The organism is Streptomyces sp. ADI95-16 (assembly GCF_003721495.1).
Lineage (GTDB): Bacteria > Actinomycetota > Actinomycetes > Streptomycetales > Streptomycetaceae > Streptomyces > Streptomyces goshikiensis.
Genome location: NZ_CP033581.1, coordinates 2,533,144 through 2,558,420 on the forward strand (window position 1 = coordinate 2,533,144; position 25,277 = coordinate 2,558,420).

Below are 25,277 nucleotides of genomic sequence, written 5' to 3' on the forward strand. Positions count from 1 at the left end.
GGCCCATGCCGCGCCCGCCCCCGGGCCGTGGGGCCCGCACCCGTACGAGTGAGGCCGCCCCGGCCCTGTCACGGCGGCCGGTGCGCTCCCCCACGGGGCACCGACCGCCGGTCCCTGCCCCGTCAGCAGGAGGAGGCCCCCGCCGGCGGCTTGAAGACGGCGCTCAGGGCGCGGTCGGCGTCGAGCGTGACCAGGCTCCAGTCCAGCGAGCCGCCCGGCATGTTCAGTCCGTCCGGCAGGTCACCCTCGGTGATCTCCTCGCCGACGTAGACGACGGACAGCGTTCCGGCGCAGCCCTTCGGCGGCGGGGGCACGCTGCCCACGACGCGGCCGTCGCGCGGGCCGACGGAGAGGGTGGTGGACTCGATCGGCGCGTAGGTGAAGGAGTAGCGGGCGCTCGATCCGGACCCGGCGCGGGTCATCTCGACCCGGAACCAGCTGAGCTGGAACCGGACCGCCTCGCAGGGCCGCTGCGTCTCCTTGGCGAGGAGGTACACCCCGGAGTCGGTCATGAAGAACGCGGGGGAGGCTCCGTGGCTGCTGTCGCTGAGGTCCTTGAAGTAGGCGAGCCGTTCGGCCGTGGTCATGTCCGTCGTGGGCACGCACAGCCGGTTGCGGGTGCTGCTGGGAGAGGGAGAGGGCGAGGGCGCCGGGTCCGCGGACGGTGAGAGCGGGCTCGGCGATGCGGGCACGGACGTAGGTGCGGTCCGTGTCTGGCCACCGCCCCCGCACCCGGCGAGGGCGAGCAGGGGAACGGTCAGGAGCGGGACGATCAGCCCAGGTAATCGGCGCATACGGCCTCCTCTTCGGGCGGAGCCGGGACTGCTTCGATGCTGGCAGCCCGCGTCCGGCGGCGGTATCCGTAGAACCGCCTACGTATCCCCGGCGCCGGTTGCGGGTACCGGTCAGCTGGGGAGGGACCATGACGGACAGGACTCCACTGGTCGGCCGGGAGGCCGAACTGGACCGGCTGGACGCGGTACTCGACGGGCCGGGGGGCCCGCCGGGTGTCGTCGACCTGACCGGCGCGGCGGGCATCGGCAAGAGCCGGCTGCTGACCGAGGTGTGCGGGCGGGCCGAGGAGCGCGGGCTGACGGTGCTGCGCGGCCGGGCCACCGAGTACGAACGCCACATTCCGTTCCGGGTGTTCGGCGACGCGTTCACGGACCTGGACCCGGAACTCCTGCGCGGCCTGGGCGCGCCGGGCGCGACCTGGGCGGCGTCCGCCGGGGCGGCGGCGGACGGGATCTCGGCGAACCCCGCCGCGGACCCCGCCGGGGCCGGGGCCGGGGCCGGGGTGTCGGCCGTGGACCGGTTCGCCGCGCACCGGGCGACCGCGCGGCTGCTCACGGCGCTCGGCGGGCGGACGGGAGCCGGGCTGCTGATCGCCCTCGACGATCTGCACTGGGCCGACCCGGCCTCGCTGGAGCTCCTCGACCACCTCGTACGCCACCCCCTGCGCGCCCCGGTGGTCATCGTCGTGGCCCGGCGGGACCGGCAGACCGCGCCGTCGCTCGCCGCCGCGCTCACCCGGGGCGTCGACACGGGCGCCGTGCTGCGCCTGGACCTCGGGCCGCTGACCGAACGGGCCTGCGTCGAGCAGCTCGCGCCCGGGCTGCCGCCGGGCCGGGCCGCCCGGCTGTACGCGGCCAGCGAGGGCAACCCGCTGTACTTCCTGACGCTGCTCCAGGGCCAGGGACAGGGCCGGAGCGGTCCGGCCCTCCCGCCGGGCGGGCTCGGCGCCCTGCTGCTCGACGAGCTGACGCCGCTGAGCGCCGCGCAGCGCCGTACCGCCGAGGCGGTGGCGGTCCTCGGCGACCAGGCCACGCCGCCACTGCTGCTCGCGCTCACCGAGCCCGCGTCGGGTCCCGAGCGGCTCGACGCCGACCTCGGCGTCCTGGCCGGGCGCGACCTGATACGGCCGCACCCGGGCGGGGTCTGGTCGCTGCGCCATCCGGTGCTGCGGGCCGCGGTGTACGAGGACACCGGGCCCGGCCGGCGCGCCGCGCTGCACCGGCGGGCGGCCGCCGCGCTGGCGGCGGCGGGCGCGCCCGCGACCGTACGGGCCCATCACGTGGAGCGGGCGCTGACCGGCTGGGAGCCGGAGGCCGCGGCCGTCCTGCTGGAGGCGGCCGAGCAGTCCGAGACGACCGCGCCGGCGAGCTGCGCGCACTGGCTGGAGGTGGTGCTGCGGGTGCTCCCGGACACCCCCGGCCATGCGGCGCGCCGCCGGGACCTGATGCTGAAGCGGGCGCGGGCGCTGAGCGTGTGCGGCGAGTTGCGGGCGAGCCGGGACCTGCTGCACGAGGTGATCGCGGGGCTCCCCGCCGACGACGGCAGCGGGGTGCGCGCGGGCGCCGTCACGCTGTGCGCGTCGATGGAGCGCCACCTCGGTCAGTACCGTGCCTCGGTCGCGCTGCTGCGCCGGGCGCTGTCGCGGCGGCCCGCTCCCGCTCCGGCCGACGCGGTGGCCCTGGGCCTGGAGCTGGGCTCGTCCGCGCCGCACGCCCTGCCCTTTCCGGCGGTGCGCGCGGAGGTGCTGCGCACCTTGGAGCTGGCCCGGGCCCTGGGAAACGAGCCGGCCGCGGCGGGGGCGCTGGCGGTGTCGGCGCTCGGGGAGGCGTACGAGGGGAACACGGCCGCCGCGCGGGAGCTGACGGACCGGGCCGCCGCGTGCGTGGACGCGCTGACGGACCGGGACTTGGCGGACCAGTGCGAGCCGCTGGCCCGGCTGGGGTGGGCGGAGTTCTACCTGGAGCGCTACGAGGACGCCGAGCGGCACGCGGACCGGGGGCTGGCCATCGCCCGCCGCGGCGGGCCGCTGCACCTGCTGCCGCACCTGCTGATGTGCAAGGCGATCGTCCACACGCACGCGTGCCGGCTGCCGTCGGCGCTGGACCTGATAGACGAGGCGGAGAGCATCGCCCGGGGCATCGGGAGCGACGAGCTGCTCGGGCTGGTCCTCGCGAACAAGGCTCAGGTGCTGATCGCGGCCCGGCCGCCGGGGGACGTGAGCGCGCTCGCGGCGGCGGAGGAGGCGGTCGCGGCGGCCGGTGCGCGGAGCAGTTGGTGGACCTCCCTGGTGTGGTGCGTCATGAGCTACGCCGCGCTGCACGGCGGCGATCCGGTGCGGGCCAGGTCGGCGATGCTGCGGGCGGGCGGGCCGGATCTGGCGGGGCTGCAGCCGTCGATGCGGCCGCTGTTCCTGGAGGCCCTGGTCACCGCGGCCGTCACGACGGGGGACCTGGCCGGGGCGCAGGAGTGGGCCGCGCTGGCCGGGCGGGACGCGGAGCGGCTCGGCCTGCCCGTCCAGCGTGCGGCGGCGCTGCGCTGCGCGGGGCAGGTGCTGGCGGGCTCGGGCCGTCCGGCCGCGGCGGCGGAGCGGTTCGCGCGGGCCGCCGAGGAGGCGGGCCGCTCGGGCGCGGTGCTGTGGGAGGCCCAGTCCCTGCTGATCGGCGCGTCCCTGACGGCGGAGGCGGGCGACCCGGCGACGGCGTCGGCCATGTGGCGGCGCGGCCGCCGCCTGGCCGAATCGGGCGGGGCCCTGCTCCTGACGGGCCTCGCGGACCTCCTCCTCCCGCCCGCTCCCCCGCCCCGCGTGCCGGGCCTCACCCCGCGCGAGCACGAGATCGCCACCCTGGTAGCCGAGGGCCTCACCACCCCGGCCATCGCGGCCCGCCTCTACCTGAGCCCGCGTACGGTGGACACCCACCTGTCCCACATCTTCCGCAAAACGGGCGTCACCACCCGCTCCGCCCTGGCCGCCCTCACGGCCCGCCACCTGCCGTGAGAAAGCCGCCCGCGACAACGCCCGACACCCCCGCACGGACGCCTCGCGTTGCTCATGCCTCTCCAGGACGACGCCGACCGCCCCGGCCGGGGCGGTCGGCCGGACGCAGGGGCTGAGGTCAGGCAGGCTTGGTGGTGGTCAGGAAGTCGTCGGCGATGACGTCCATGAGGATCTCGTCGCAAGGGCGGCCCAGCCAGTACCCAGACTGGCGCAGGCGGCCGGCGTCCTGGAATCCGGCCTTCTGGTAGGCCGTCATTCCTGCCGTGTTGGCCTCCAGGACCTTCAGCCACACCATGCGCAGTGCGGCGTACTCGAAGGCCCAGCGGAGGGTCAGGGAGGTGGCTTCGGTCGCCAGACCCTTCCCCCGGGCTTCCGGGGCGATCAAGATGACGAACTCGGCAGTCCGGACTGCCGAGTCGATCTGCAACGTGGTGAGCCCGACGGGCGCCTGATCGTCGTTGGTCGGCGAGGAGCAGCGAAGCGGCGGTGGACTCCTCCAGACAGGCGATGCGGGCGGGAACGGCCCGTGCAGCCCGGCGGACGGAACGCACGGCCGCACGGGCGTGGGCCGTGCTGGCAGGGGGGAGGGCGCTATCGCGAGGTGTCGGCCGCGGTTCCTTCGAGGCACGTCCGCGAGCGATGCTTTCCCTGCAGGGTCAGCGCACCCCTTCGTCCATCAGGACGTAGAGGAGGCCGACGAGGGAGCCGCTGCTGACGATCTCGCGGCGGTCGATCATGCCGCGGATGTTCGCCAGGGGGATCCACTCGATCCGGTCCGACTCGTTTTTCTCGGTCGGCGGCCCGTCGTACGTGGCGCCGTCCGCGCGAAACAGGTGGTGCTGGGAGTCCGTGATGCCGTTCGCCGGTTCGGCGTAGATCAGCGGCTTCATCGGGCCCGGACGCCAGCCGGTCTCTTCGAGGACTTCACGAGCGGCAGCCTCACCGGGGGTCTCGTCCGCCTCCACCAGGCCCATGGGTAGCTCCCAGGCCCACGCGTCCGTGATGAAGCGGTGGCGCCACATCATCAGGACCTCTTGGCGGTCGTTGAGCACGGCGGCCACGGCCAGTTGACGGAGCTTGACGACGTGGTGTTCCCAGCGGTGCCCGTCCGGCGTCTCCACATCGGTGAGCCACAGGTTCACCCACTTGTTCTCGTAGATCGGACGTTCCCCGTGGATCTTCCACTGCATCGCCGCGGCCCCTCTCGATCGGCCCCAGCATCGCAGAGCCGTCACGAGCAGTCGCAGAGTGGACCGCCAGTGGCGATGAGGGGCCGGGTAGGCGGGGTAGGCGGGTACGAGCAGGTCAGTCACAGTGAAGACGCTTGCCACAGCACTCTCTCGAAAACCGTCGCCGTCCACCGACGGGTCATCGAACTCGATTACATTCCGGTGGAGTTGACGGACACCTACTACCCCTCCTCGATCGCCTCCGGCACCGTCTCACGGCGATCGGCAAGATCCGCGCTGGCGCCGTGACCCTCCTGGCCGAGCTGGGGAACGTCGACGCGAGGGCGGTCGAGAAGGTGGCGCCTCGCATGCCGTCGACGGACGCACGCGTTCGCCTCGGACGCCCGACCCCATACACCACAGCGCCCGTCATGCCTGGTCGGGGGCATGACGGGCGCCGCGCGAGGGCTTCCGCTCAGGCCCTCGCCACCTTGAACCGCGCCCACACCGTCTTGCCCACCACTTCGTCGCGGACCCCGAACTCGTCTGCCAGTTCCTTGACCAGCCACAGGCCCCGGCCGCAGAACTCTTCAGGCGCGGGACGGCGCTCCTTCGGCATGCCGGGACCTGTGTCCCGTACTTCGATGCTCACCGCATCCGCTGCCCGAACGAGCCGGACCGAGAACTCCCGGCCCAGCGGCGCCCCGTGCAGCACGGCGTTCGCCGCGAGCTCCGAGGCACACAGGCGCATGTCGTCGCGGCGGTCGCCGAACCCCCACTCTCCGAGCGTGTCGCCGACGAACTGACGGGCCGCACGTACGGAGACGCGCACCCGGGGAAACTGCTGTTGCCGAGACAGGGACATGCCGCCCCACCGCCTTAACGCTGAGCTTCCAATGCCGCACAGACCGTATCGCTATTCGGAAAAAGCAGCAAGGTTGAGCACTAGGGGCCAGGCGCCCCGTCGCATACCGTTGAGTCCGACACCAACCAGCGGCACGGGAGGACGACATGGGCAGCGGCGAGTGGACCAGTACGTCGATGCCCTACCTGACGCCCCGCGCCACCGGGGAGCCCGACGCGTGGACCAGCGAGACCAAAGCCCGCGGCCGCAGCGGCGGACAGCGGATTCTGTACGCCGGCGAGCGAGCCGCCTCGGCCGAGGTCTCGCAAATGCTGCGGACAGCGGTCGGCGAGAGCGTCGTCGTACGCCGACGCGTCATCGAACTCGACGAAATTCCGGTGGAGTTGACGGACACCTACTACCCCTCTTCGATCGCCTCCGGCACCCGCCTCGCGGCGACCGGCAAGATCCGCGGTGGCGCCGTGACTCTCCTTGCCGAGCTGGGACACGTCGGCGTGAGGGCGGTCGAGAAGGTGGCGGCTCGCATGCCGTCGGCGGACGAACGCGATCAGCTGGGCATGGGGCCGGGCGAGCCCGTCCTGCAGATCTCCCGCGTCACCCTGGACGCGGGAGATCGTCCGGTCCAGGCGGACGTGATGGTCATGCCGGCCGCACGCCAGCAGCTGCGGTACGAGATCAGGATCGGATGACTGTGCCGACCACGGACGACAACGTGCCCGACGGCAGGTCACTGCACGCCCGCATCGCCGCCGACCTGCGGGACGAGATCATGAGCGGCGACCTCGCGCCGGGCGCGAAGCTCCCCTCCACCGTCCATCTGAAGGCCCGGTTCGACGCGTCGAGCGCGACCGTGCAGAAGGCGCTGCAGCTCCTCAAGGACGAGCGACTCGTCATCGGCCGCGCGGGTGCGGCCGTGACCGTACGGGAGAACCGGCAGCGCACCATCGACCCGACGGCGTCCCTCACGACGGCGCCGACCGGTGCGGCGTACCCCTGGCTGGCGAGCGCGGCTGCACACGGCGGCACGGCGCGCAGCACCCTGCTGGAAGTCGGCGAGGTGACGCCTCCCGCCGATGTGGCCGCGGCGCTCGGGCTCCAGGACGCGCAAGCCGCACTGCTGCGCCGGCAGCTCCTCCACATCGACGACGAACCCGCCGAACTCGTCTGCTCCTACTACCCGCTGGAGATCGCCCTCGGTACGGCCCTGGCCGAGCCCCGCAGGATCAAGGGCGGCACGCCGACCCTGCTCACCGGGCTGGGCTTCCCGCCCCGGCTGAGCGTCGACCGCGTCTCCGCCCGCGTCCCGACGCAGGAGCAGTGCGGCGCCCTGCGTCTCCCTCGCGACCTGCCGGTCCTGCGCACCCTCCGCACGGTGTACGGCGACGGCGACCGCCCCCTCGAAGTCACCGTGATGGTGAAGGCCGGGCACCTCTACGAGCTCCGGTACGAGTTCACGCCCGAGCCCTGACCCCGCACACGCCACAGCGCCCGTCATCCCTGGTCGGGGACATGACGGGCGCTGTGTCGGAGTGCCGTACACCGTTGTACGGACCGTATGAGGGGCCCTCCCCCGAGGGGGAGGCGCGACGGGCTACACCATCAGGGAGCGGTCCGTCGGCTTGACCGGGTACGGGAGGGCGCTGGCGCCGGTCAGGAAGCGGTCCACGCCGCGGGCGGCCGAGCGGCCTTCCGCGATGGCCCAGACGATGAGCGACTGGCCGCGGCCCGCGTCGCCGGCGACGAAGACGCCGTCCACGTTGGTCGCGTAGGAGGCGTCGCGCTCGACGTTGCCGCGCGCGTCCAGCTCCAGGCCGAACTGCTCCACCAGGCCGTTGGCCTGGTCGGTGCCGGTGAAGCCCATCGCCAGGGTGACCAGCTGCGCCGGGAGGACGCGCTCGGTGCCCGCCTTCTGGACCAGCTTGCCGTCCTCGAAGGCGACCTCGACCAGGTGCAGGGCCTGGACGTTGCCGTCCTCGTCGCCCTCGAAGTGGGTGGTGGAGACGGAGTAGATCCGCTCGCCGCCCTCCTCGTGGGCCGAGGTGACCTTGTACAGCATCGGGAACGTCGGCCACGGCTGGCCGGTGGGCCGGTCCTCCGACGGGCGGGGCATGATCTCCAGCTGGGTGACCGAGGCCGCGCCCTGGCGGTGGGCGGTGCCCACGCAGTCCGCGCCGGTGTCGCCGCCGCCGATGACGACCACGTGCTTGCCCTCGGCTGTGATCGGCGGGGCCATGAAGTCGCCTTCCTGGACCTTGTTCGCCAGGGGCAGGTACTCCATCGCGAAGTGGATGCCTCCCAGTTCACGGCCCGGGACCGGCAGGTCGCGGGAGACCGTGGCGCCGGCCGCGACGACGACCGCGTCGAACCGCTTGCGCAGGTCGGTCGCGGACAGGTCGCGGCCGATCTCGATGCCGGTGCGGAACTTGGTGCCCTCCGCGCGCATCTGCTCGATGCGGCGGTTGATGTGCACCTTCTCCATCTTGAACTCGGGGATGCCGTAGCGGAGCAGGCCGCCGATGCGGTCCGCGCGCTCGTACACCACCACGGTGTGGCCGGCCCGGGTCAGCTGCTGGGCCGCGGCCAGGCCGGCGGGGCCCGAGCCGATGACGGCCGCCGTCTTGCCGGACAGCCGCTCGGGCGGCTGCGGGGTGACGCCGCCGTTGTCCCACGCCTTGTCGATGATCGAGACTTCGACGTTCTTGATCGTGACGGCGGGCTGGTTGATGCCGAGCACGCACGCCGACTCGCAGGGGGCCGGGCACAGCCGCCCGGTGAACTCCGGGAAGTTGTTCGTCGCGTGCAGGCGCTCGGCCGCGGCGGACCAGTCCTCGCGGTACGCGAAGTCGTTCCACTCCGGGATCAGGTTCCCGAGCGGGCACCCGTTGTGGCAGAACGGGATGCCGCAGTCCATGCAGCGGCCGGCCTGCTTGCTGATGATCGGGAGCAGCGAGCCCGGAACGTAGACCTCGTTCCAGTCCCCCAGCCGTTCGGCGACCGGACGGGAACAGGCGGTCTCGCGGCCGGTGGTGAGGAAGCCCTTCGGGTCAGCCATGGGTCGCCGCCTCCATCATCTTCTCCGTGGTCTCGGACTCCGAGAGTCCGGCCAGCTCAGCGGCATCCTTGGCGGCGAGCACTGCCTTGTACGTGGTCGGGATGATCTTGCTGAAGCGGTCCGCCGCGACGGACCAGTCAGCCAGGAGCTTCGCGGCCACGGTCGAGCCGGTCTCCTCCTCGTGGCGGCGCACGACGTCGTGCAGCCACTGCTTGTCGGTGTCGGACAGGTCGGTCTCGACCGCGTCCGTGTTGCCGACGTTGACGTGGTGCGGGTCGAGGTCGATGACGTACGCGACGCCGCCCGACATGCCGGCCGCGAAGTTGCGGCCCGTCTCGCCCAGGACCACGGCCTGGCCGCCGGTCATGTACTCGCAGCCGTGGTCGCCCACGCCCTCCGAGACGACCAGCGCGCCCGAGTTGCGGACGCAGAAGCGCTCGCCGGTGCGGCCGCGCAGGAACATCTCGCCGCCGGTCGCGCCGTAGCCGATGGTGTTGCCGGCGATGGTCGAGTACTCGGCGAGGTGGTCGGCGGCGCGGTCCGGGCGGACCACGACGCGGCCGCCGGAGAGGCCCTTGCCGACGTAGTCGTTGGCGTCGCCCTCCAGGCGCAGCGTGACGCCGCGCGGCAGGAAGGCGCCGAAGGACTGGCCGGCGCTGCCGGTGAAGGTCAGGTCGATGGTGTTGTCGGGCAGGCCCGCGCCGCCGAACTTCTTGGTGACGTGGTGGCCGAGCATGGTGCCGACGGTCCGGTTGATGTTGCGGATCGCGACCTGGGCGCGGACCGGCTGGGCCGTTTCCGCGGTGTCGGCGTTCAGGGCCTCGGAGGCGAGCTCGATCAGCTCGTTGTCGAGGGCCTTCTCCAGGCCGTGGTCCTGCTCGATCAGGGCGTGGCGGACCGCGCCCTCGGGCAGCTGCGGCACGTGGAAGAGGGGCTCCAGGTCGAGGCCCTGCGCCTTCCAGTGCGTGACGGCCTTGCCGGTGTCGAGGAGCTCGGCGTGGCCGACGGCCTCCTCGATCGTGCGGAAGCCCAGCTCGGCGAGGATCTCGCGCACCTCCTCCGCGATGAACTCGAAGAAGTTCACGACGAACTCGGCCTTGCCGGAGAACCGGTCGCGCAGCACCGGGTTCTGGGTGGCGATGCCGACCGGACAGGTGTCCAGGTGGCAGACGCGCATCATGACGCAGCCGGAGACGACGAGCGGCGCGGTCGCGAAACCGAACTCCTCGGCGCCGAGCAGCGCGGCGATGACGACGTCGCGGCCGGTCTTGAGCTGGCCGTCCGTCTGGACCACGATGCGGTCGCGCAGGCCGTTGAGCAGCAGGGTCTGCTGGGTTTCGGCGAGGCCGAGCTCCCAGGGGCCGCCCGCGTGCTTGAGGGAGGTCAGCGGGGAGGCGCCCGTTCCCCCGTCGTGGCCGGAGATGAGGACGACGTCCGCGTGGGCCTTGGAGACACCGGCGGCGACCGTGCCCACGCCGACCTCGGAGACCAGCTTCACGTGGATGCGGGCGACCGGGTTGGCGTTCTTGAGGTCGTGGATCAGCTGGGCCAGGTCCTCGATGGAGTAGATGTCGTGGTGCGGCGGCGGGGAGATCAGGCCGACGCCCGGGGTGGAGTGCCGGGTCTTGGCGACCCACGGGTAGACCTTGTGGCCGGGCAGCTGGCCGCCCTCGCCGGGCTTGGCGCCCTGCGCCATCTTGATCTGGATGTCGTCCGCGTTGACCAGGTACTCGCTCGTCACGCCGAAGCGGCCGGAGGCGACCTGCTTGATGGAGGAGCGGCGCGCCGGGTCGTACAGGCGGTCCGGGTCCTCGCCGCCCTCACCGGTGTTGGACTTGCCGCCCAGCTGGTTCATGGCGATGGCGAGGGTCTCGTGGGCCTCGCGCGAGATGGAGCCGTAGGACATGGCGCCGGTGGAGAAACGCTTGACGATGTCGGCGACCGACTCGACCTCGTCGAGCGGGATCGACGGGCGGCCCCCGTCCTCGGCGGCCTTGAACCCGAAGAGCCCGCGGAGCGTCATGAGGCGCTCGGACTGCTCGTTCACCCGCTCGGTGTACTTCTTGAAGATGTCGTACCGGCGGTTGCGGGTGGCGTGCTGGAGGCGGAAGACCGTCTCCGGGTCGAAGAGGTGCGGCTCGCCCTCGCGGCGCCACTGGTACTCGCCGCCGATCTCCAGCGCGCGGTGCGTGGCCGCGATGCCGGAGGCCGGGTACGCCTTGGCGTGGCGGGCGGCCACTTCCTTGGCGATGACGTCCAGGCCGGCGCCGCCGATCTTGGTGGCGGTGCCCTCGAAGTACGAGGCGACGAACTCGTCGTTCAGGCCGACGGCCTCGAAGACCTGGGCGCCGCGGTAGGAGGCGACGGTGGAGATGCCCATCTTGGACATGACCTTCAGGACGCCCTTGCCGAGGGCGTAGATCAGGTTCTTGATGGCCTGCTCCGGCTCCAGGCCGGACAGGAAGGTACCGGCGCGCAGCAGGTCCTCGACGGACTCCATGGCGAGGTACGGGTTGACGGCGGCGGCGCCGTAGCCGATGAGCAGCGCGACGTGGTGGACCTCGCGGACGTCACCGGCCTCGACCAGCAGGCCCACCTGGGTGCGCTGCTTGGTCGCGATGAGGTGGTGGTGCACGGCGGAGGTGAGCAGCAGCGACGGGATCGGCGCGTGCTCGGCGTCGGAGTGGCGGTCCGAGAGGACGATCAGGTGGGCGCCGCCGGCGATGGCCGCGTCGACCTCGCCGCGGATCTCCTCCAGGCGGGCGGCCAGCGACTCGCCGCCGCCGGAGACCCGGTAGAGGCCCGCGAGGGTGGCGGCCTTCATGCCGGGCATGTCGCCGTCGGCGTTGACGTGTATCAGCTTGGCGAGCTCGTCGTTGTCGATCACCGGGAAGGGCAGGGTGACGCTGCGGCAGGACGCGGAGGTCGGCTCCAGCAGGTTGCCCTGCGGGCCCAGCGAGGACAGCAGCGAGGTGACGAGCTCCTCGCGGATGGCGTCCAGCGGCGGGTTGGTGACCTGCGCGAACAGCTGCGTGAAGTAGTCGAAGAGGAGCCGGGGGCGGGCGGACAGGGCCGCGATCGGGGAGTCCGTGCCCATGGAGCCGAGCGGCTCGCCGCCGGTGCGGGCCATCGGCGCGAGGATGACGCGCAGCTCTTCCTCGGTGTAGCCGAAGGTCTGCTGGCGGCGGGTGACCGAGGCGTGGGTGTGGACGATGTGCTCGCGCTCGGGCAGGTCCGTCAGCTCGATCTCGCCGGTCTCCAGCCATTCGGCGTACGGGGCGGCGCCGGCCAGCTCGGCCTTGATCTCGTCGTCCTCGATGATCCGCTTCTGGGCGGTGTCGACGAGGAACATCTTGCCGGGCTGCAGGCGGCCCTTGCGGACGACCTTGGCCGGGTCGATGTCGAGCACGCCGACCTCGGAGCCGAGGACGACGAGGCCGTCGTCGGTGACCCAGTAGCGGCCGGGGCGCAGACCGTTGCGGTCGAGGACCGCGCCGACCTGGGTGCCGTCGGTGAAGGTGACGCAGGCCGGGCCGTCCCAGGGCTCCATCATCGTGGAGTGGTACTGGTAGAAGGCGCGGCGGGCCGGGTCCATGGAGGCGTGGTTCTCCCATGCCTCCGGGATCATCATCAGCACGCTGTGCGGGAGCGACCGGCCGCCGAGGTGGAGCAGCTCCAGGACCTCGTCGAAGGAGGCCGAGTCGGAGGCGTCGGGGGTGCAGATCGGGAAGATCCGGTCCAGGACGCCGTCGCCGAAGGCGTCGGAGGCCAGCTGGGACTCGCGGGCCTTCATCCAGTTCCGGTTGCCCTTGACCGTGTTGATCTCGCCGTTGTGCGCGACGAAGCGGTACGGGTGGGCGAGCGGCCAGGACGGGAAGGTGTTCGTCGAGAACCGGGAGTGGACCAGCGCGAGCGTCGAGGCGAAGCGGCGGTCGGAGAGGTCCGGGAAGAAGGGCTCCAGCTGGCCGGTGGTCAGCATGCCCTTGTAGACGATGGTGCGCGCGGAGAGCGACGGGAAGTACACGCCGGCCTCGCGCTCGGCGCGCTTGCGCAGCACGAAGGCCTTGCGGTCCAGCTCGATGCCGGTGCTGCCGTTGCTGACGAAGAGCTGCGAGAAGGCGGGCATGGTGGCGCGGGCGCCGTTGCCGAGCAGGTCCGGGGTGACCGGGACCTCGCGCCAGCCGAGGACCGTGAGGTTCTCCTCGGCGGCGATGGCCTCGATCCGCTCCACGGCGACGGCCTGTGCGGTGCCGTCGGCGGGGAGGAAGGCGATGCCGACGGCGTACGCACCGGCCTCGGGGAGCTCGAATCCGGCGACCTCGCGCAGGAACGCGTCCGGCACCTGGGACAGGATTCCGGCGCCGTCGCCCGAGTCGGGCTCGGAGCCGGTGGCACCACGGTGTTCGAGGTTCCGCAATACGGTCAGCGCCTGCTCGACCAGCGTGTGGCCGGCCTCGCCGCTGAGGTTGGCCACAAAGCCGACGCCGCAGGCGTCGCGCTCGTTGCGCGGGTCGTACATGCCCTGGGGGGCGGGGCGACCGTCCATGGGCGACCAGGCGGTGGTGCTGGAGCCGGTCGCGGAGTGCGTGGATGCGGAACGCATCGGCTCTCCCGTCGTCGTAGCGGCATATGTGCGTTGCCGAGGGACGACGTTGGCCCTCTGCGAAATTTCGTGCAGGTTACATGATGACGGCAATCCCGAGAAGCGGATATGTCATTCCAACATGCGGACACCGCACGAAACGAAAGCCGGGACCTTCGCTGCCGTTTTGACGGTCGTCAGCGATCGAAAAATGGGGGCGAAGGGACCCGAACGGGTGCTTGACGGGCCTCATTGCCCGCAGGAGGTACCTTCCCGGCGAGAGAGTCGGGATGGTCCTGGTGTGATGCCCGGCGGTCACACGATTGAAACCGCCGAGTAACGGACTACTTATGTTGCGCGGTGCATAGTGTCGCACTCCCGCGCCGCTTAGCCTACGGCGCCACCGATCCAGGTTCCCAGGATGTACGTCACACCGGCGGCCGCGCCACCCAGGACGAGCTGGCGCAGTCCGCTGAACCACCACGACCGCGCGGTGACCCGGGCGACGACCGCCCCGCAGCCGAAGAGGCCGACCAGCGCCAGCAGCACCGCCGGCCACAGGGCGGTCGCACCCAGCAGGTACGGCAGTACGGGGAGCAGCGCGCCCAGCGCGAACGAGGCGAAGGACGACACCGCGGCGACGAGCGGCGACGGCAGGTCCTCGGGGTCGATCCCCAGCTCCTCGCGGGCGTGGATCTCCAGCGCCTGCTCGGGATCGCGCGAGAGCTGCATCGCGACCTCGCGGGCGAGGGCCGGCTCGACACCGCGCGATACGTACAGCTCGGCCAGCTCCTCCATCTCGTCGACGGGGTGCTTGCGCAACTGCTGGCGTTCCACGTCGAGTTCCGCGAGGACCAGTTCGCGCTGCGAGGCGACGGAGGTGTACTCGCCCGCCGCCATCGAGAAGGCGCCGGCGGCGAGGCCGGCGAGCCCGGTGATGACGATGGTCTGCGGGGCGGCGGCGCCGCCGGCCACGCCGGTCATCAGGGCGATGTTGGAGACGAGGCCGTCCATGGCGCCGAACACGGCCGGGCGCAGCCAGCCGCCGTTGACATCACGGTGGCTGTGATTGTCACGGTGGGCGGTGTGCAGCGACGCTGCGGTGTCGATGATGGACATGCGAAGTTTCTCCCCTTTTGCATGAACGGGCACGGTGAGGCGTCCGCTCCCCCTGAACACCTCGAAACTACGCACGATTTCTGCCGCCCGCCAGCAAGGTAGGCCGTACTTACCTGGGGTTTTGGGGGTCGGCGACCGGGTGACGGGGGTGCGGGCGGGGTGTTTCGCGACGAGCGACAAACCTCTTGTCATGGCACAAATCCCCCAAGGGCTCAATGTGAGTCCCATCAAGTGGAGAGGCGCGCCATGGAGCTGATTGCATGCAATCCGCAGGTCCTCCTCGAACGGGCCCGGGGCGCTCTTCTGGGACTGGCGGTGGGTGACGCGCTGGGTGCCCCCGCGGAGAACATGAAGCCCTCGCAGATCCGGGCGAAGTGGGGCCGCATCGAGGGCTTCGTGTCCGACGACCCGGCGGGCACCGACGACACGGAGTACGCGATCTTCTCCGGCCTGCTGCTGGCCCGGCACGGGTCGGCGCTGACGGTCGCGCACGTGGAGCGGGCGTGGCACCACTGGATCGCGGACCTGGACGAAGGCCCGTTCCGCGGCGCGGGCTTCAGCGAACGCGGCACCCTGGAGAACCTGCGCCGCGGCCTCGCCGCCCCCATCTCGGCGCAGCACCGGCACGCGTGGTCGGACGGACTCGCCATGCGGGCGGCCCCCTTCGGGGTCTTCGCGGCGGGCCGCCCCGCGGAAGCGGCGCGGCTCGTCGCCATCGACGGCTCGGTCAGCCACGACGGCGAGGGCATCTACGGCGGCCAGGCCGTCGCGGCGGGCGTCGCGGCGGCGATGGCCGGGGGCTCCCCGGCCTCGGTCGTCTCGGCGGCCCTGTCCGTCATCCCCTCCGACTCCTGGACGGCCCGCTCCCTGCGCCGGGCGGTCACCGCGGCGCCGCGCGGCGAACGGGCGGTCCGCTCGGCGGTCGTCATCGGCGGCTACCCGTGGACGGACCTGGCCCCGGAGGCGGTGGGCCTCGCGTTCGGGGCGTTCGCCGCGTGCGGGGGCGACTTCCCGTCCTCGGTCCTGACGGCCGTCAACATGGGGCGCGACGCGGACACCACCGCCGCGGTGGCCGGCGCCCTCTCCGGCGCCCTCGCCGGCGCCGCGGCGATCCCCGCCGCCTGGTCCTCGGCCATCGGCCCGGTCCGCGGCAGCTGCCTCCCCTCGATGCGGGGCTACCACGTCCTGGACATCGCGGACCTCCTCACCCCGGAATACGAGGCCCCCCGATGACGACCACCGACCCCGCGAGCCCCGCAGCCCCCAGCCCCGGCCCCGCCACCGCCACCGCCACCGCCCCGGCCACCGAGCCCGTCGGGGCGCGTGCCGTTCCGGGGATCGTGGTGGCCGGGGCCCGTCGGGTGGCGGGGGCCCGGGCCGAGACGGGGGCCGAGACGGGGGCCGAGGCGGCGGCGCAGGGGCGGGCGCGGCGGATCGAGGGGATCCTGCTCGGGCTCGCCGCAGGCGACGCCGCCGGGTGGCCGGCGGCCCGCCACCGGGCGATCCGGATGCCCGAGTGGACCCGCCGCCTCACCCGCGAGCTCGACACCTTCGCCGAGCAGAACGCCACCACCACCCTCCCCGTCCCCATCGCCCTCAACCAGCCCCCCGAACCCCTCCGCCTCGGGCCCTCCGACGACGCCGAGTGGGCCGCCTTCGCCGCCGAGTCCGTCCTGACCGCCGCCGGTGTGCTGCTCAGCGACCTCTCCCGGTCCCGCCGGATGCGCGCCGCCATCGACCTCGCCTGGAACGCCCTCGCCTCCGAAGTCGCCGCGGCAGCGGAACGCGCGCCGGAGGTGGAGTCGGCCGTCCTGCCCCTGCGCGCCCGGATCTCCGTCCGCGCCGGCCTCGGCAACCTCGCCGCCGGGCTGCGCCCGCCCGCCACCGGCCACGACAACCCCCACTACTTCGACGACGCCGCCTGCGTCCGCGCCTGCGTCCTCGCCGTCGTCCACCCCGGCGACCCGGCCGCCGCCGCCGACCTCGCCGAGTTCGACGCCCGCTACACCCAGGACGGCGACGGGGTCCACGGCGCCCGCGCCATGGCCGCCGCCATCGCCACCGCCCTCACCGACCCGGACACCGACGCCGCCGTCGAGGCCGCCCTCGCCCAGCTCCCCGCCGCAACCGAGATCGGCCGCAACGCCCGCCACGCCGTGAAACTCGCCCGAACGGAGGAGACCGGCGGCGCCTTCGCCCTCGTCCCCCTCCTCGAACACCAAATCGTCGACCACGTCTACAGCTACGGGATCGCCGCCGCCGAAACCGTCCCCGTCGCCCTCGCCCTCGCCACCGCCGCCCGCGGCCGCGTCGCCGAGGCCGTCCCCGCCGCCGCCTGCCTCTCCCGCGTCGCGGACTCCGCGCCCGCCCTGGCCGGGGCCCTCACCGGCGCCCTCGGCGGCGGCGACTCGATCCCCGCCACCTGGCGCGAGGCCTGCCGCACCCTCTCCGGCTGCGCCCTGCCCCGCCTCGCCGGCACCGACCTCGTGGAACTCGCCGCGCTGCTCTCCCGTACGGAGCTCACCTCGCCCAAGACCCAAGGGATGATTCGGACATGACCCTCACCCCCCTCACCCTCGACGACCGGGCGGCCGGCTGCCTGATCGGGGCCGCCGTCGGCGACGCGCTCGGCGGCCCGGTGGAGGGCTGGACCCCGGACCAGATCGTGGAGCGGCACGGCGGCCGCGTCCACGGCGTCGTCGGCCCCTGGTACGAGGACTGGCGCACCGCCCGCCCCATCGCCCCGTACCACAAGGGCGACGGGCACGTCACCGACGACACCCTCATGACGCACGCGCTGGTACGGGTCTACGAGGCCGTACGGGACCACCTGGACGCGTACGCCGTCGCCGACCACCTCGTCCCGGACCTCATGACGAACCCGCGCTGGATCCCGGAGCTGGAGGCCGAGGCCCTCCCTCTCCAGCGGATCTTCCTCGCGGAGAAGTGGATCGTCACCCGGCTGCACTACGCGCACGCCGACCCGCGCGAGGCCGGCGCGGGCAACATCGTCAACTGCGGTGCGGCGATGTACATGGCGCCGGTCGGCATCGTCAACGCGGGCAACCCGGACGGGGCGTACGCGGAGGCGCTGGACATCGCCGGAGCGCACCAGTCCTCGTACGGCCGGGAGGCGGCGGGCGTCTTCGCGGCGGCGGTGGCGGCGGCCTGCGCACCGGGGGCGACGGCCGGGTCGGTCGTCGAGACTGCGCTCGCCCTCGCCAAGGACGGCACCCGCGAGGCGATCGCGGCGGTGCGCGAGGTCGCGCTCGGGCAGCGCGACTTCGAGTCCGCGCTGGCCCCGCTGCGGGCGGCCGTCGCCCCGTACGACTCGGTCGGCGCGGACTACCGCAAGCCGTCGCTGGGCGCACGGCGCCCGTCCCGCCTTCACTCGATCGAGGAGCTGCCGGTCGCGCTCGGCATGCTGCTCGTCGCGGACGGGGCGTACGAGGCCTCGGTGCTCGGCGCCGTCAACTACGGCCGCGACTGCGACTCCATCGCCACCATGGCGGGCGCGATCGCGGGCGCGCTGGGCGGCGAGGGCGCGGTCCCCGCCGCCTGGGCCAAGCAGGTCGCCGAGGCCAGCCGCCTCGACCTGCACGCCCCGGCGGCGGCGCTGACGACGGTGGCCCGGGAGGTCTTCGCCCGCGACCGGTCCCGCCGCCGCACCCACGAGTCCGCGTTCACCGCGATCGCGTCCCCCCGGTGAACTCCCACCCGCCCCCGCCCGGCGACACCGCCCCCGCGTCCCCTCCCCCGCCCGGCTCCCCGCCCGCCCGTGCGACCGACCGCGGCAGCGACACCGCCCCCGCCGCCGCACCCCCGCCCACCCCCAACCCTGCGACCGCCCGCCGCGGCGACACCGCCCCCGCCGCCGCATCCCCGCCCGGCGACACCGCCCCCGCGTCCGCTCCCCCGCCCGCCCGTGCGACCGCCCGCGGCGGCGACACCGTCCCCCCGACCACACCCCCGCCCGGCTCCCCGACCGCCCCCGGCCCTGCGGCCGGCCGCGGCGGCGAGGCCGTCCGCGGCGCCCGGGCGGGGGCCGTGCGCCTGACATGGGTGCAGCCGGAGGACCTGATCGGCCATGAGCTGCGCCAGGCGGGGGAGGACGGCCGCGATCCGGAGCCGGCGCGCCGTGTCTGGCTGGCGGCGGGCGGCCACGAGGCCCCCGCCCGGGCCGGGGCCTCCCCCGCGCCGGCCGCGCCGGAGCTACGGGCCCTGGCCGGCCGTCTCCTCACCGGCCTCGCCGCGCTGCCGTCCCCGTCGGCGGCGGCGGAACCGCAGTCCTGGCCGGCCGTCACCGCCACCTGGCCCCGCAGCACCCGCCCCGGCCCCCGCCCCCGCCCCGGCGCGGCGCGGCGCGCGGGCCCGGCCGGGCTTCGGGGGCGGCTGGAGCGGGCCTGGACGGGCCGCGCCGTGGGGTGCGTGCTCGGCAAGCCCGTCGAGAAGCTGCCGCTCGACGGGATCAGGGCCCTCGCCCGCGCCGCGGGCAACTGGCCGCTGGACGACTGGTTCACCGAGCGCCGCGTCCCGGCGGAGCTCCTGGCCGCGTACCCCTGGAACCGCCGTTCCGCCGCCACCTCCCTCGCCGAGAACATCGACGGCGCCCCCGAGGACGACGACCTCAACTACCCGCTCCTGAACCTGCTGCTCCTCCAGCGGTACGGCCGCCGCTTCACCCCCGCCGACGTCGGCCGGCTCTGGCTCGACGAGCTCCCCGCCGGCCGGACCTTCACCGCCGAGCGCGTCGCGTACCGCAACCTGCTCCAGGGCCTGGAGCCCCCCGCCACCGCCACCCACCACAACCCGTTCCGCGAGTGGATCGGCGCCCTCATCCGCGCCGACGTGCACGGCTGGACCAACCCCGGCGACCCGGCCGCCGCCGCGGCCCAGGCGTACCGGGACGCCACCCTCACCCACACCGGCAACGGCGTCTACGCCGCGCTGTTCGTCGCCGCCGCGACCGCCGAGGCGGCCGGCGGCCGCGCCGGGGCCGACATCCACACCGCACTGCGGGCCGGGCTGGCCGTCGTACCGCCCCGCTCGCGGCTCGCGGAGGCCGTCGGCTTCGGGATCCGCAGCGCCCGCGCCGCCCGGGACGCGGACTTCGACCTCGTCGTCGACCGGCTCCACGCGCGGTACGGCCACTATCACTGGGTACACGCGATCCCGAACACCGCCCTGATCGCGGCCGCCCTCACCCACGCCGACGGGGACTTCACGCACTCCGTGTGCCGCGCCGTGTCCGGCGGCTGGGACACCGACTCCAACGGCGCCACCGCCGGCGCCCTGGCCGCCCTCGTCACCGAAGACATCCCGCACCGCTGGACCGCACCCCTGAAGAACCGCCTCGCCACCACCGTCCCCGGCTTCGACGGCATCGGCTTCGACACCCTCGCCCACCTCACCGCACAGGAGGCAGCCCGCCCATGACGGCCATCGCCGTGCTCGGCAGTACCAACATGGACCTCGTCGCCTACGTCCCCAAGGCCCCCCGCCTCGGGGAGACCGTCACCGGCCGCGCGTTCCGCACCGTCCCCGGCGGCAAGGGGGCCAACCAGGCCGTCGCCGCCGCCCGCCTCGGCGCGGAGGTGGTGATGATCGGCGCGGTCGGGGCCGACGAGTTCGGCGTACGGCTGCGCGCCGCGCTCACCTCGGCCGGCGTGGAGACCGCCGCCCTGCGCACCGTGGAGGGCGCCAGCGGCACCGCCCACATCACCGTCGACGACGAGGGCGCCAACAGCATCATCGTCATCCCCGGCGCCAATGCCTCCGTCACCGGCCTGGAGGCGGGGGACGACGCCCGCATCGGCGCCGCCGGCTCGCTCCTCCTCCAGCTCGAACTCCCGCTGTCGGCCGTCCTCGCCGGCGCGCTCGCCGCCCGTGCCCGCGGCGTCCGTACGATCCTCACCCCGGCCCCCGCGCGGCCGCTGCCCGCCGAACTCCTCGCCGCCACCGACCTGCTGCTCCCGAACGAGCACGAGGCGGCCGCCCTCACCGGCCGCACCGACCCCCGCCGGGCCGCCGAGGCCCTCCTCCAGGACGTGCCCGAGGTGGTGATCACCCTCGGCGCGGCCGGGGTGCTGCACGCCGTCCGCGGCCGGGAGCCGCTGACGGTGGCCGCGCCGGTGGTCCGGGCCGTGGACACCACCGCCGCCGGGGACACCTTCGCCGGCGCGCTGGCCGTGGCCCTCGGGGAGGGCCGCCCGATGCCGGAGGCGCTGCGCTGGGCGTCGGCGGCGGCCGCGCTGTCGGTGCGGCGCCGGGGCGCCCAGGACTCGATGCCGACCCGCGCCGAGGCCGACGCCTTCGCCCTGACCGGCCCCGCGCACGGGTCGGCGGCCGCGCGGGGTGACGGGCGCTCCGGAGGAACCCCTTGAGCACCGCCGCCCCGGCCCCCGCCACCGCGCCCGGCCCCCTGCGGGGGCTCCGCGTCCTGGACCTCGCCACCCTCTTCGCCGGTCCCCTCGCCGCGACCCTGCTCGGCGATTTCGGCGCCGAGGTGGTCAAGGTCGAGCACCCCGGCCGCCCCGACCCCTCCCGCGGGCACGGCCCCGCCAAGGACGGCATCGGCCTGTGGTGGAAGCTGCTCGGCCGGAACAAGCGGACGATGACCCTCGACCTGTCCACCCCGGGCGGCCGGGACACCCTGCTGCGGCTGGCCGGGACCGCCGACGTGGTCATCGAGAACTTCCGGCCCGGCACCCTGGAGAAGTGGGGTCTGGGCTGGCCCGAGCTGTCCGCCGCCAATCCGCGGCTGGTGCTGGCCCGCGTCACGGCGTTCGGCCAGCAGGGCCCGTACGCCGGGCGCCCCGGCTTCGGCACCCTCGCCGAGGCGATGAGCGGGTTCGCCGCGATCACCGGGGAGCCGGCCGGGCCGCCGACCCTGCCGCCTTTCGGACTCGCGGACTCGATCGCCGCGCTGACCTGCGCGTACGCCGTGATGACCGCGCTCGCCGGGCTTGAGCGCACCGGGCACGGGCAGGTCGTGGACCTGGCCATCATCGAGCCGATCCTCACCGTGCTCGGCCCGCACCCGCTCTGGTACGACCAGCTCGGCTACGTCCAGCCCCGCACCGGCAACCGCTCCACCAACAACGCCCCCCGCAACACCTACCGCAGCGCGGACGGGCGCTGGCTGGCCGTCTCCACCTCCGCGCAGTCCATCGCCGAGCGCGTGATGCGCCTGGTCGGCCGGCCCGAGCTGATCGCCGAACCCTGGTTCGCGAACGGCTCGGGCCGGGCGGCCCACGCGCACCTGCTCGACGAGGCGGTCGGCGACTGGATCGCCCGCCACAAGGCCGAGGAGGTGGTCGCCCTGTTCGAGGAAGCCGAGGCGGCGGTCGCCCTGGTCTACGACGTACGGGACGTCATGGCCGATCCGCAGTTCGCCGCGCTGGACACGGTCACCGAGGTCGAAGACCCGGAGCTCGGCCCGATCCGCATGCAGAACGTCCTGTTCAGGCTGTCCGAGACCCCCGGCGCGATCCGCTGGGCCGGACGGCCGCACGGCGCCGACACCGACGCCGTCCTGACCGAACTCGGCCTGACCCGGGCCGAGATCGACGCGCTCCGTACCGAGGGGGCCCTGTGATCCTCACCTGGCTGTACGTACCCGGAGACCGCCCCGAGGTGGTCGCCAAGGCGCTGCGCTCCGGCGCCGACGCCGTGATCGTCGACCTGGAGGACGCCGTGTCGGCCTCCCGGAAGGAGTACGCCCGCGCCGCCACCGCCGAGCTGCTCACCGAGCCGCCGCCGGTCCCGGTCCACGTCCGCGTCAACGCCCTGGCCTCCCCCTGGGCCGGCGCCGACCTGACCGCCCTCGCCAAGCTGCCGGGCCTCGCCGGGCTGCGGCTGCCCAAGGTCAGCGCGCCCGAGCAGATCGCCGCCGTCGCCGACCGGACCGGCGGGGTCGCGCTGTACGCCCTGCTGGAGTCCGCGCTGGGCGTGGAGCGCGCCTACGACATCGCCCGCGCGCACCCGGCCCTGCGCGGGCTGTCGCTCGGCGAGGCGGATCTGCGGGCCGACCTGGGCGTCACCATCGAGGCGGGGCTGGACTGGCCGCGCTCGCGGGTGGTGGTCGCGGCCCGCGCCGCCGGCCTGGCGCCGCCGGCGCAGTCCGTGTTCCCCGACATCCGGGACCTGGAGGCGCTGGCCGTGTCCTGCGCGCGGGGGCGGGCGCTGGGCTTCCTGGGCCGGTCGGCGATCCATCCGCGCCAGCTCCCGGTGATCGAGCGGGCCTACCTCCCGGGCCCGGAGGAGGTCGCGGCGGCCGAGGAGATCGTGGCCGCCGCGCGCCGCACCCCGGGCGCGGTCGCCCTCCCCGACGGCCGCTTCGTGGACCCGGCGGTCCTGGCCGGCGCCGAACGCGTAGTCTCCCTGGCCCGCCGCGAAGCCCCGGTCCCCTCCTGACCCCACCCCGCCCCCGCGCCCTCCCGGCCCGCCCCGGCATCAATCCCGACGGCGGACCCGGCCGGCCCAGTACGTCCGCGCCGACAGCGGTCGCGGTACGCCGCGGGCCGTCAGCGGCGGTCCCCGACCCCGCAGACCCGGCCGCCGGGAACGCGTGAGGGGCGCCGCGCGGATGCGCGGCGCCCCTCACGGCGGTGTCTGCTGCCGGAGTCAGAGCTTCTTGGCCTCGGGGGCCTTCGCCCCGGCGGCCTCGTCCCCGCCCGTGGTCTTGTCCTCGGCCGTGGCCCCCGCCTCGGGGGTGGCCTCGGCGGCGGCTCCGGCCTTGGGGACGGCCCCGGCGTCGGCCTTGGTGGCGGAACCGGCCTCCGCCCCGGAAGCGGCGTCGGCCTTGACGGTGGCGGACTCGGAACCGGCCCCGGCGGCGGGCTCGGAACCGCCGGAAAGCTCGCGGTCCGGTTCCACGATCGCCTCGCGGCCCGGCCGCAGCTTCGCCGACAGGACCAGGTAGGTCACCGCCAGCAGGAAGACCACGATCGAGGTCCACACGTTGAGCCGGACGCCCAGGATGTGGTGCGCCTCGTCGACCCGCATGTACTCGATCCAGCCGCGGCCCACGCAGTACGCGGCGACGTACAGCGCGAACGCCCGTCCGTGCCCGAGCTTGAAGCGGCGGTCGGCCCAGATCACCAGGAGGGCGACACCGACGCACCACAGCGACTCGTACAGGAAGGTCGGGTGGTAGGTACCGGCGACCCGGTTCGGGCCCTCGCTGATCTTGAGGGCCCACGGCAGGTCCGTGGCACGGCCGTACAGCTCCTGGTTGAACCAGTTGCCCCAGCGCCCGCAGGCCTGGGCCAGCGCGATCCCCGGGGCCAGCGCGTCCGCCCAGGCCGGCAGCGGGATGCCGCGCAGCCGGCAGCCGATCCAGGCGCCGACCGCGCCCAGCGCGATCGCGCCCCAGATGCCGAGGCCGCCCTCCCAGATCTTGAAGGCGTCGACCCAGTTGCGGCCCTCGCCGAAGTAGAGCTGGTAGTCGGTGATCACGTGGTAGAGGCGACCGCCGACGAGGCCGAAGGGCACCGCCCACACGGCGATGTCCGCGACCGTGCCCGGCTTTCCGCCGCGCGCGATCCATCGCCTGTTGCCGAGCCAGACGGCGACGAAGACGCCGATGATGATGCAGAACGCGTAGCCGCGCAGCGGGATCGGTCCGAGATGGATCACGCCGGTCGACGGACTGGGAATGTAAGCAAGGTCCATGGCAGACCCGACGCTACCCTGCCGGGCGGTGCGGACCGCAACCCGCCCGGCAACCTGCCGTCAAATCGACACATGGCCTCAGCGGCCCGCGGCCCCCCTGGTACCCGGCGCCGACGACGCCGCCGAGGCGGAAGCGGAACCGGAGGGCGAGGGCTTTCCGCTACTCTTCGGGGCGGCGGCGCCGGAGCCCTTCGCCGCGGCCTCGACCTGCTCCTTCAGCTTCTGCGGGGTCAGCGGGTTGGCCTGGTCCGCGAAGATGTCCTTGCCGTTCAGCTGCACCGTCGGGGTGCCCTTGAACTTCCCGGCTGAGAAGGCCGCGAAGGACTTGGCCACCCAGCTGTTGTGCTTCCCCTCCTCCACGCAGGCGCGGAACTCGGGGGTGTCCAGCCCCGGCACCTTGCCCGCCAGCTCCAGCAGCTTGGCGTTCTTGCCGTAGGCGTCGTCGGCCTCCTGCGGCTGGTTCTGGAACAGCACGTCGTGGTACTCGGCGAATTTGCCGGCGTCCTGCGCGCAGGCGGCCGCGTTGGCGCCCTTGAGGGAGCCGCTGCCGCCCATGTTCCCGTCGATCAGGGTGACCAGGTGGTAGTCCACGTTGAGCAGGCCCTTGGCCTCCAGCTCGTGGACGGTGGCCCGGTAGTTGTCCTCGAAGGCCTTGCAGGCCGGGCAGCGGAAGTCCTCCCACACGGTCAGGGTGGACTTCGCCCCGTCCTTGCCGGTGCGGATCGCGAGCGCGTCCTTGCCGGTGGCCCCGGAGGGGGCGACCACGGGCCCGGCCTTGTCCGTGTCGTCCTTGCCCGCGTTGGCCGCGATCAGGCCGACGACGGCCGCGAGGCCGAGCACGCCGACCACCGCCGCCGCCACGAGGAGGGTCCGCCGGCGCTTCTCCCGGGACTTCTCCCGCTCGCGCTCCTCCTGGAGTCGCTCCCGGGCCGATCGTTTGGTCGCATCGCGGTTCGCACCGTCGTTCTTCTCGCTCACGTTCGGCCAAACGAAGCGGGGAGGCACTCGCGTGCCTCCCCGCCCCC

18 protein-coding genes and 3 pseudogenes are annotated in these 25,277 nt (G+C 73.9%); 11 read left to right on the plus strand and 10 right to left on the minus strand.

What is annotated here, in order from left to right:
• Positions 1-122: 122 nt before the first annotated feature.
• Positions 123-794, minus strand: coding sequence for a hypothetical protein (locus tag EES41_RS11005; protein WP_164495805.1), 672 nt, complete (start codon positions 792-794; stop codon positions 123-125).
• Between the two features lie 128 nt (positions 795-922).
• Here EES41_RS11005 and EES41_RS11010 point away from each other — a divergent pair, with 128 nt between their 5' ends.
• Positions 923-3,790, plus strand: a complete 2,868-nt coding sequence (locus EES41_RS11010; RefSeq protein ID WP_174261670.1) for a LuxR family transcriptional regulator — start codon at positions 923-925, stop codon at positions 3,788-3,790.
• Between the two features lie 118 nt (positions 3,791-3,908).
• On the opposite strand, the pseudogene EES41_RS11015 reads toward EES41_RS11010, so the two are convergent.
• From EES41_RS11015 to EES41_RS11025, 3 genes and pseudogenes are all read right to left on the minus strand, one after another.
• Positions 3,909-4,238, minus strand: a pseudogene (locus EES41_RS11015) (GNAT family N-acetyltransferase); the annotation flags it as partial.
• 67 nt (positions 4,239-4,305) lie between these two features.
• Positions 4,306-4,431, minus strand: a pseudogene (locus tag EES41_RS42910) (hypothetical protein); the annotation flags it as partial.
• Positions 4,432-4,446: 15 nt separating this feature from the next.
• Positions 4,447-4,980, minus strand: a complete 534-nt coding sequence (locus EES41_RS11025; RefSeq protein ID WP_123077671.1) for an NUDIX hydrolase — start codon at positions 4,978-4,980, stop codon at positions 4,447-4,449.
• Positions 4,981-5,151: 171 nt separating this feature from the next.
• On the opposite strand from EES41_RS11025, the pseudogene EES41_RS42915 reads away from it, so the two are divergent.
• Positions 5,152-5,336 (plus strand): annotated as a pseudogene (locus EES41_RS42915) (UTRA domain-containing protein); the annotation flags it as partial.
• Positions 5,337-5,434: 98 nt separating this feature from the next.
• Here EES41_RS42915 and EES41_RS11030 read toward each other — a convergent pair.
• Positions 5,435-5,824: an ATP-binding protein gene (locus EES41_RS11030; protein ID WP_123077673.1), complete on the minus strand. Its 390-nt coding sequence runs from the start codon at positions 5,822-5,824 to the stop codon at positions 5,435-5,437.
• Between the two features lie 146 nt (positions 5,825-5,970).
• On the opposite strand from EES41_RS11030, the gene EES41_RS11035 reads away from it, so the two are divergent.
• Together EES41_RS11035 and EES41_RS11040 are read left to right on the plus strand one after the other, a co-directional pair.
• The gene (locus EES41_RS11035; RefSeq protein WP_123077675.1) at positions 5,971-6,513 is read left to right on the plus strand and encodes a GntR family transcriptional regulator; all 543 of its coding nucleotides are present in this window, start codon (positions 5,971-5,973) and stop codon (positions 6,511-6,513) included.
• Positions 6,510-7,292, plus strand: coding sequence for a GntR family transcriptional regulator (locus EES41_RS11040; protein ID WP_123077677.1), 783 nt, complete (start codon positions 6,510-6,512; stop codon positions 7,290-7,292). The genes EES41_RS11035 and EES41_RS11040 overlap by 4 nt, the downstream gene beginning before the upstream one ends.
• Positions 7,293-7,415: 123 nt before the next feature.
• Here the strand turns inward: EES41_RS11040 and EES41_RS11045 are convergent, their stop codons facing one another.
• The 3 genes from EES41_RS11045 to EES41_RS11055 form a co-directional block, all read right to left on the minus strand.
• Complete coding sequence (locus EES41_RS11045) at positions 7,416-8,876, minus strand: glutamate synthase subunit beta (RefSeq protein WP_123077679.1); 1,461 nt, start codon at positions 8,874-8,876, stop codon at positions 7,416-7,418.
• Positions 8,869-13,422, minus strand: coding sequence for a glutamate synthase large subunit (gene gltB, locus EES41_RS11050; protein ID WP_174261803.1), 4,554 nt, complete (start codon positions 13,420-13,422; stop codon positions 8,869-8,871). Before gltB ends, EES41_RS11045 begins: the two co-directional genes overlap by 8 nt.
• 423 nt (positions 13,423-13,845) lie before the next feature.
• The gene (locus EES41_RS11055) at positions 13,846-14,577 is read right to left on the minus strand and encodes a VIT1/CCC1 transporter family protein (protein WP_123077683.1); all 732 of its coding nucleotides are present in this window, start codon (positions 14,575-14,577) and stop codon (positions 13,846-13,848) included.
• Between the two features lie 246 nt (positions 14,578-14,823).
• Between EES41_RS11055 and EES41_RS11060 the strand changes: the two genes are divergently transcribed.
• From EES41_RS11060 to EES41_RS11090, 7 genes are all read left to right on the plus strand, one after another.
• Positions 14,824-15,810 (plus strand): ADP-ribosylglycohydrolase family protein, encoded by a 987-nt coding sequence (locus EES41_RS11060; RefSeq protein WP_037797419.1) that lies wholly within the window; start codon positions 14,824-14,826, stop codon positions 15,808-15,810.
• Positions 15,807-17,135: an ADP-ribosylglycohydrolase family protein gene (locus EES41_RS11065; protein WP_254211404.1), complete on the plus strand. Its 1,329-nt coding sequence runs from the start codon at positions 15,807-15,809 to the stop codon at positions 17,133-17,135. Before EES41_RS11060 ends, EES41_RS11065 begins: the two co-directional genes overlap by 4 nt.
• On the plus strand, positions 17,132-18,286 hold the full coding sequence (locus EES41_RS11070; protein WP_123077685.1) for an ADP-ribosylglycohydrolase family protein: 1,155 nt from the start codon (positions 17,132-17,134) through the stop codon (positions 18,284-18,286). The genes EES41_RS11065 and EES41_RS11070 overlap by 4 nt, the downstream gene beginning before the upstream one ends.
• 338 nt (positions 18,287-18,624) lie before the next feature.
• The gene (locus EES41_RS11075) at positions 18,625-20,013 is read left to right on the plus strand and encodes an ADP-ribosylglycohydrolase family protein (protein ID WP_123082390.1); all 1,389 of its coding nucleotides are present in this window, start codon (positions 18,625-18,627) and stop codon (positions 20,011-20,013) included.
• Positions 20,010-20,960, plus strand: coding sequence for a ribokinase (gene rbsK, locus EES41_RS11080; RefSeq protein WP_123077687.1), 951 nt, complete (start codon positions 20,010-20,012; stop codon positions 20,958-20,960). Before EES41_RS11075 ends, rbsK begins: the two co-directional genes overlap by 4 nt.
• A complete protein-coding gene (locus tag EES41_RS11085; protein WP_123077689.1) occupies positions 20,957-22,174 on the plus strand; it encodes a CaiB/BaiF CoA-transferase family protein in 1,218 nt (405 codons plus the stop codon). Before rbsK ends, EES41_RS11085 begins: the two co-directional genes overlap by 4 nt.
• On the plus strand, positions 22,171-22,992 hold the full coding sequence (locus EES41_RS11090) for a CoA ester lyase (protein ID WP_123077691.1): 822 nt from the start codon (positions 22,171-22,173) through the stop codon (positions 22,990-22,992). Before EES41_RS11085 ends, EES41_RS11090 begins: the two co-directional genes overlap by 4 nt.
• 210 nt (positions 22,993-23,202) lie before the next feature.
• Here the strand turns inward: EES41_RS11090 and lgt are convergent, their stop codons facing one another.
• Together lgt and EES41_RS11100 are read right to left on the minus strand one after the other, a co-directional pair.
• Complete coding sequence (lgt, locus tag EES41_RS11095; protein WP_123077693.1) at positions 23,203-24,252, minus strand: prolipoprotein diacylglyceryl transferase; 1,050 nt, start codon at positions 24,250-24,252, stop codon at positions 23,203-23,205.
• A 78-nt stretch (positions 24,253-24,330) separates the two neighbouring features.
• A complete protein-coding gene (locus EES41_RS11100; protein ID WP_123077695.1) occupies positions 24,331-25,230 on the minus strand; it encodes a thioredoxin domain-containing protein in 900 nt (299 codons plus the stop codon).
• Between the last annotated feature and the right edge of the window lie 47 nt (positions 25,231-25,277).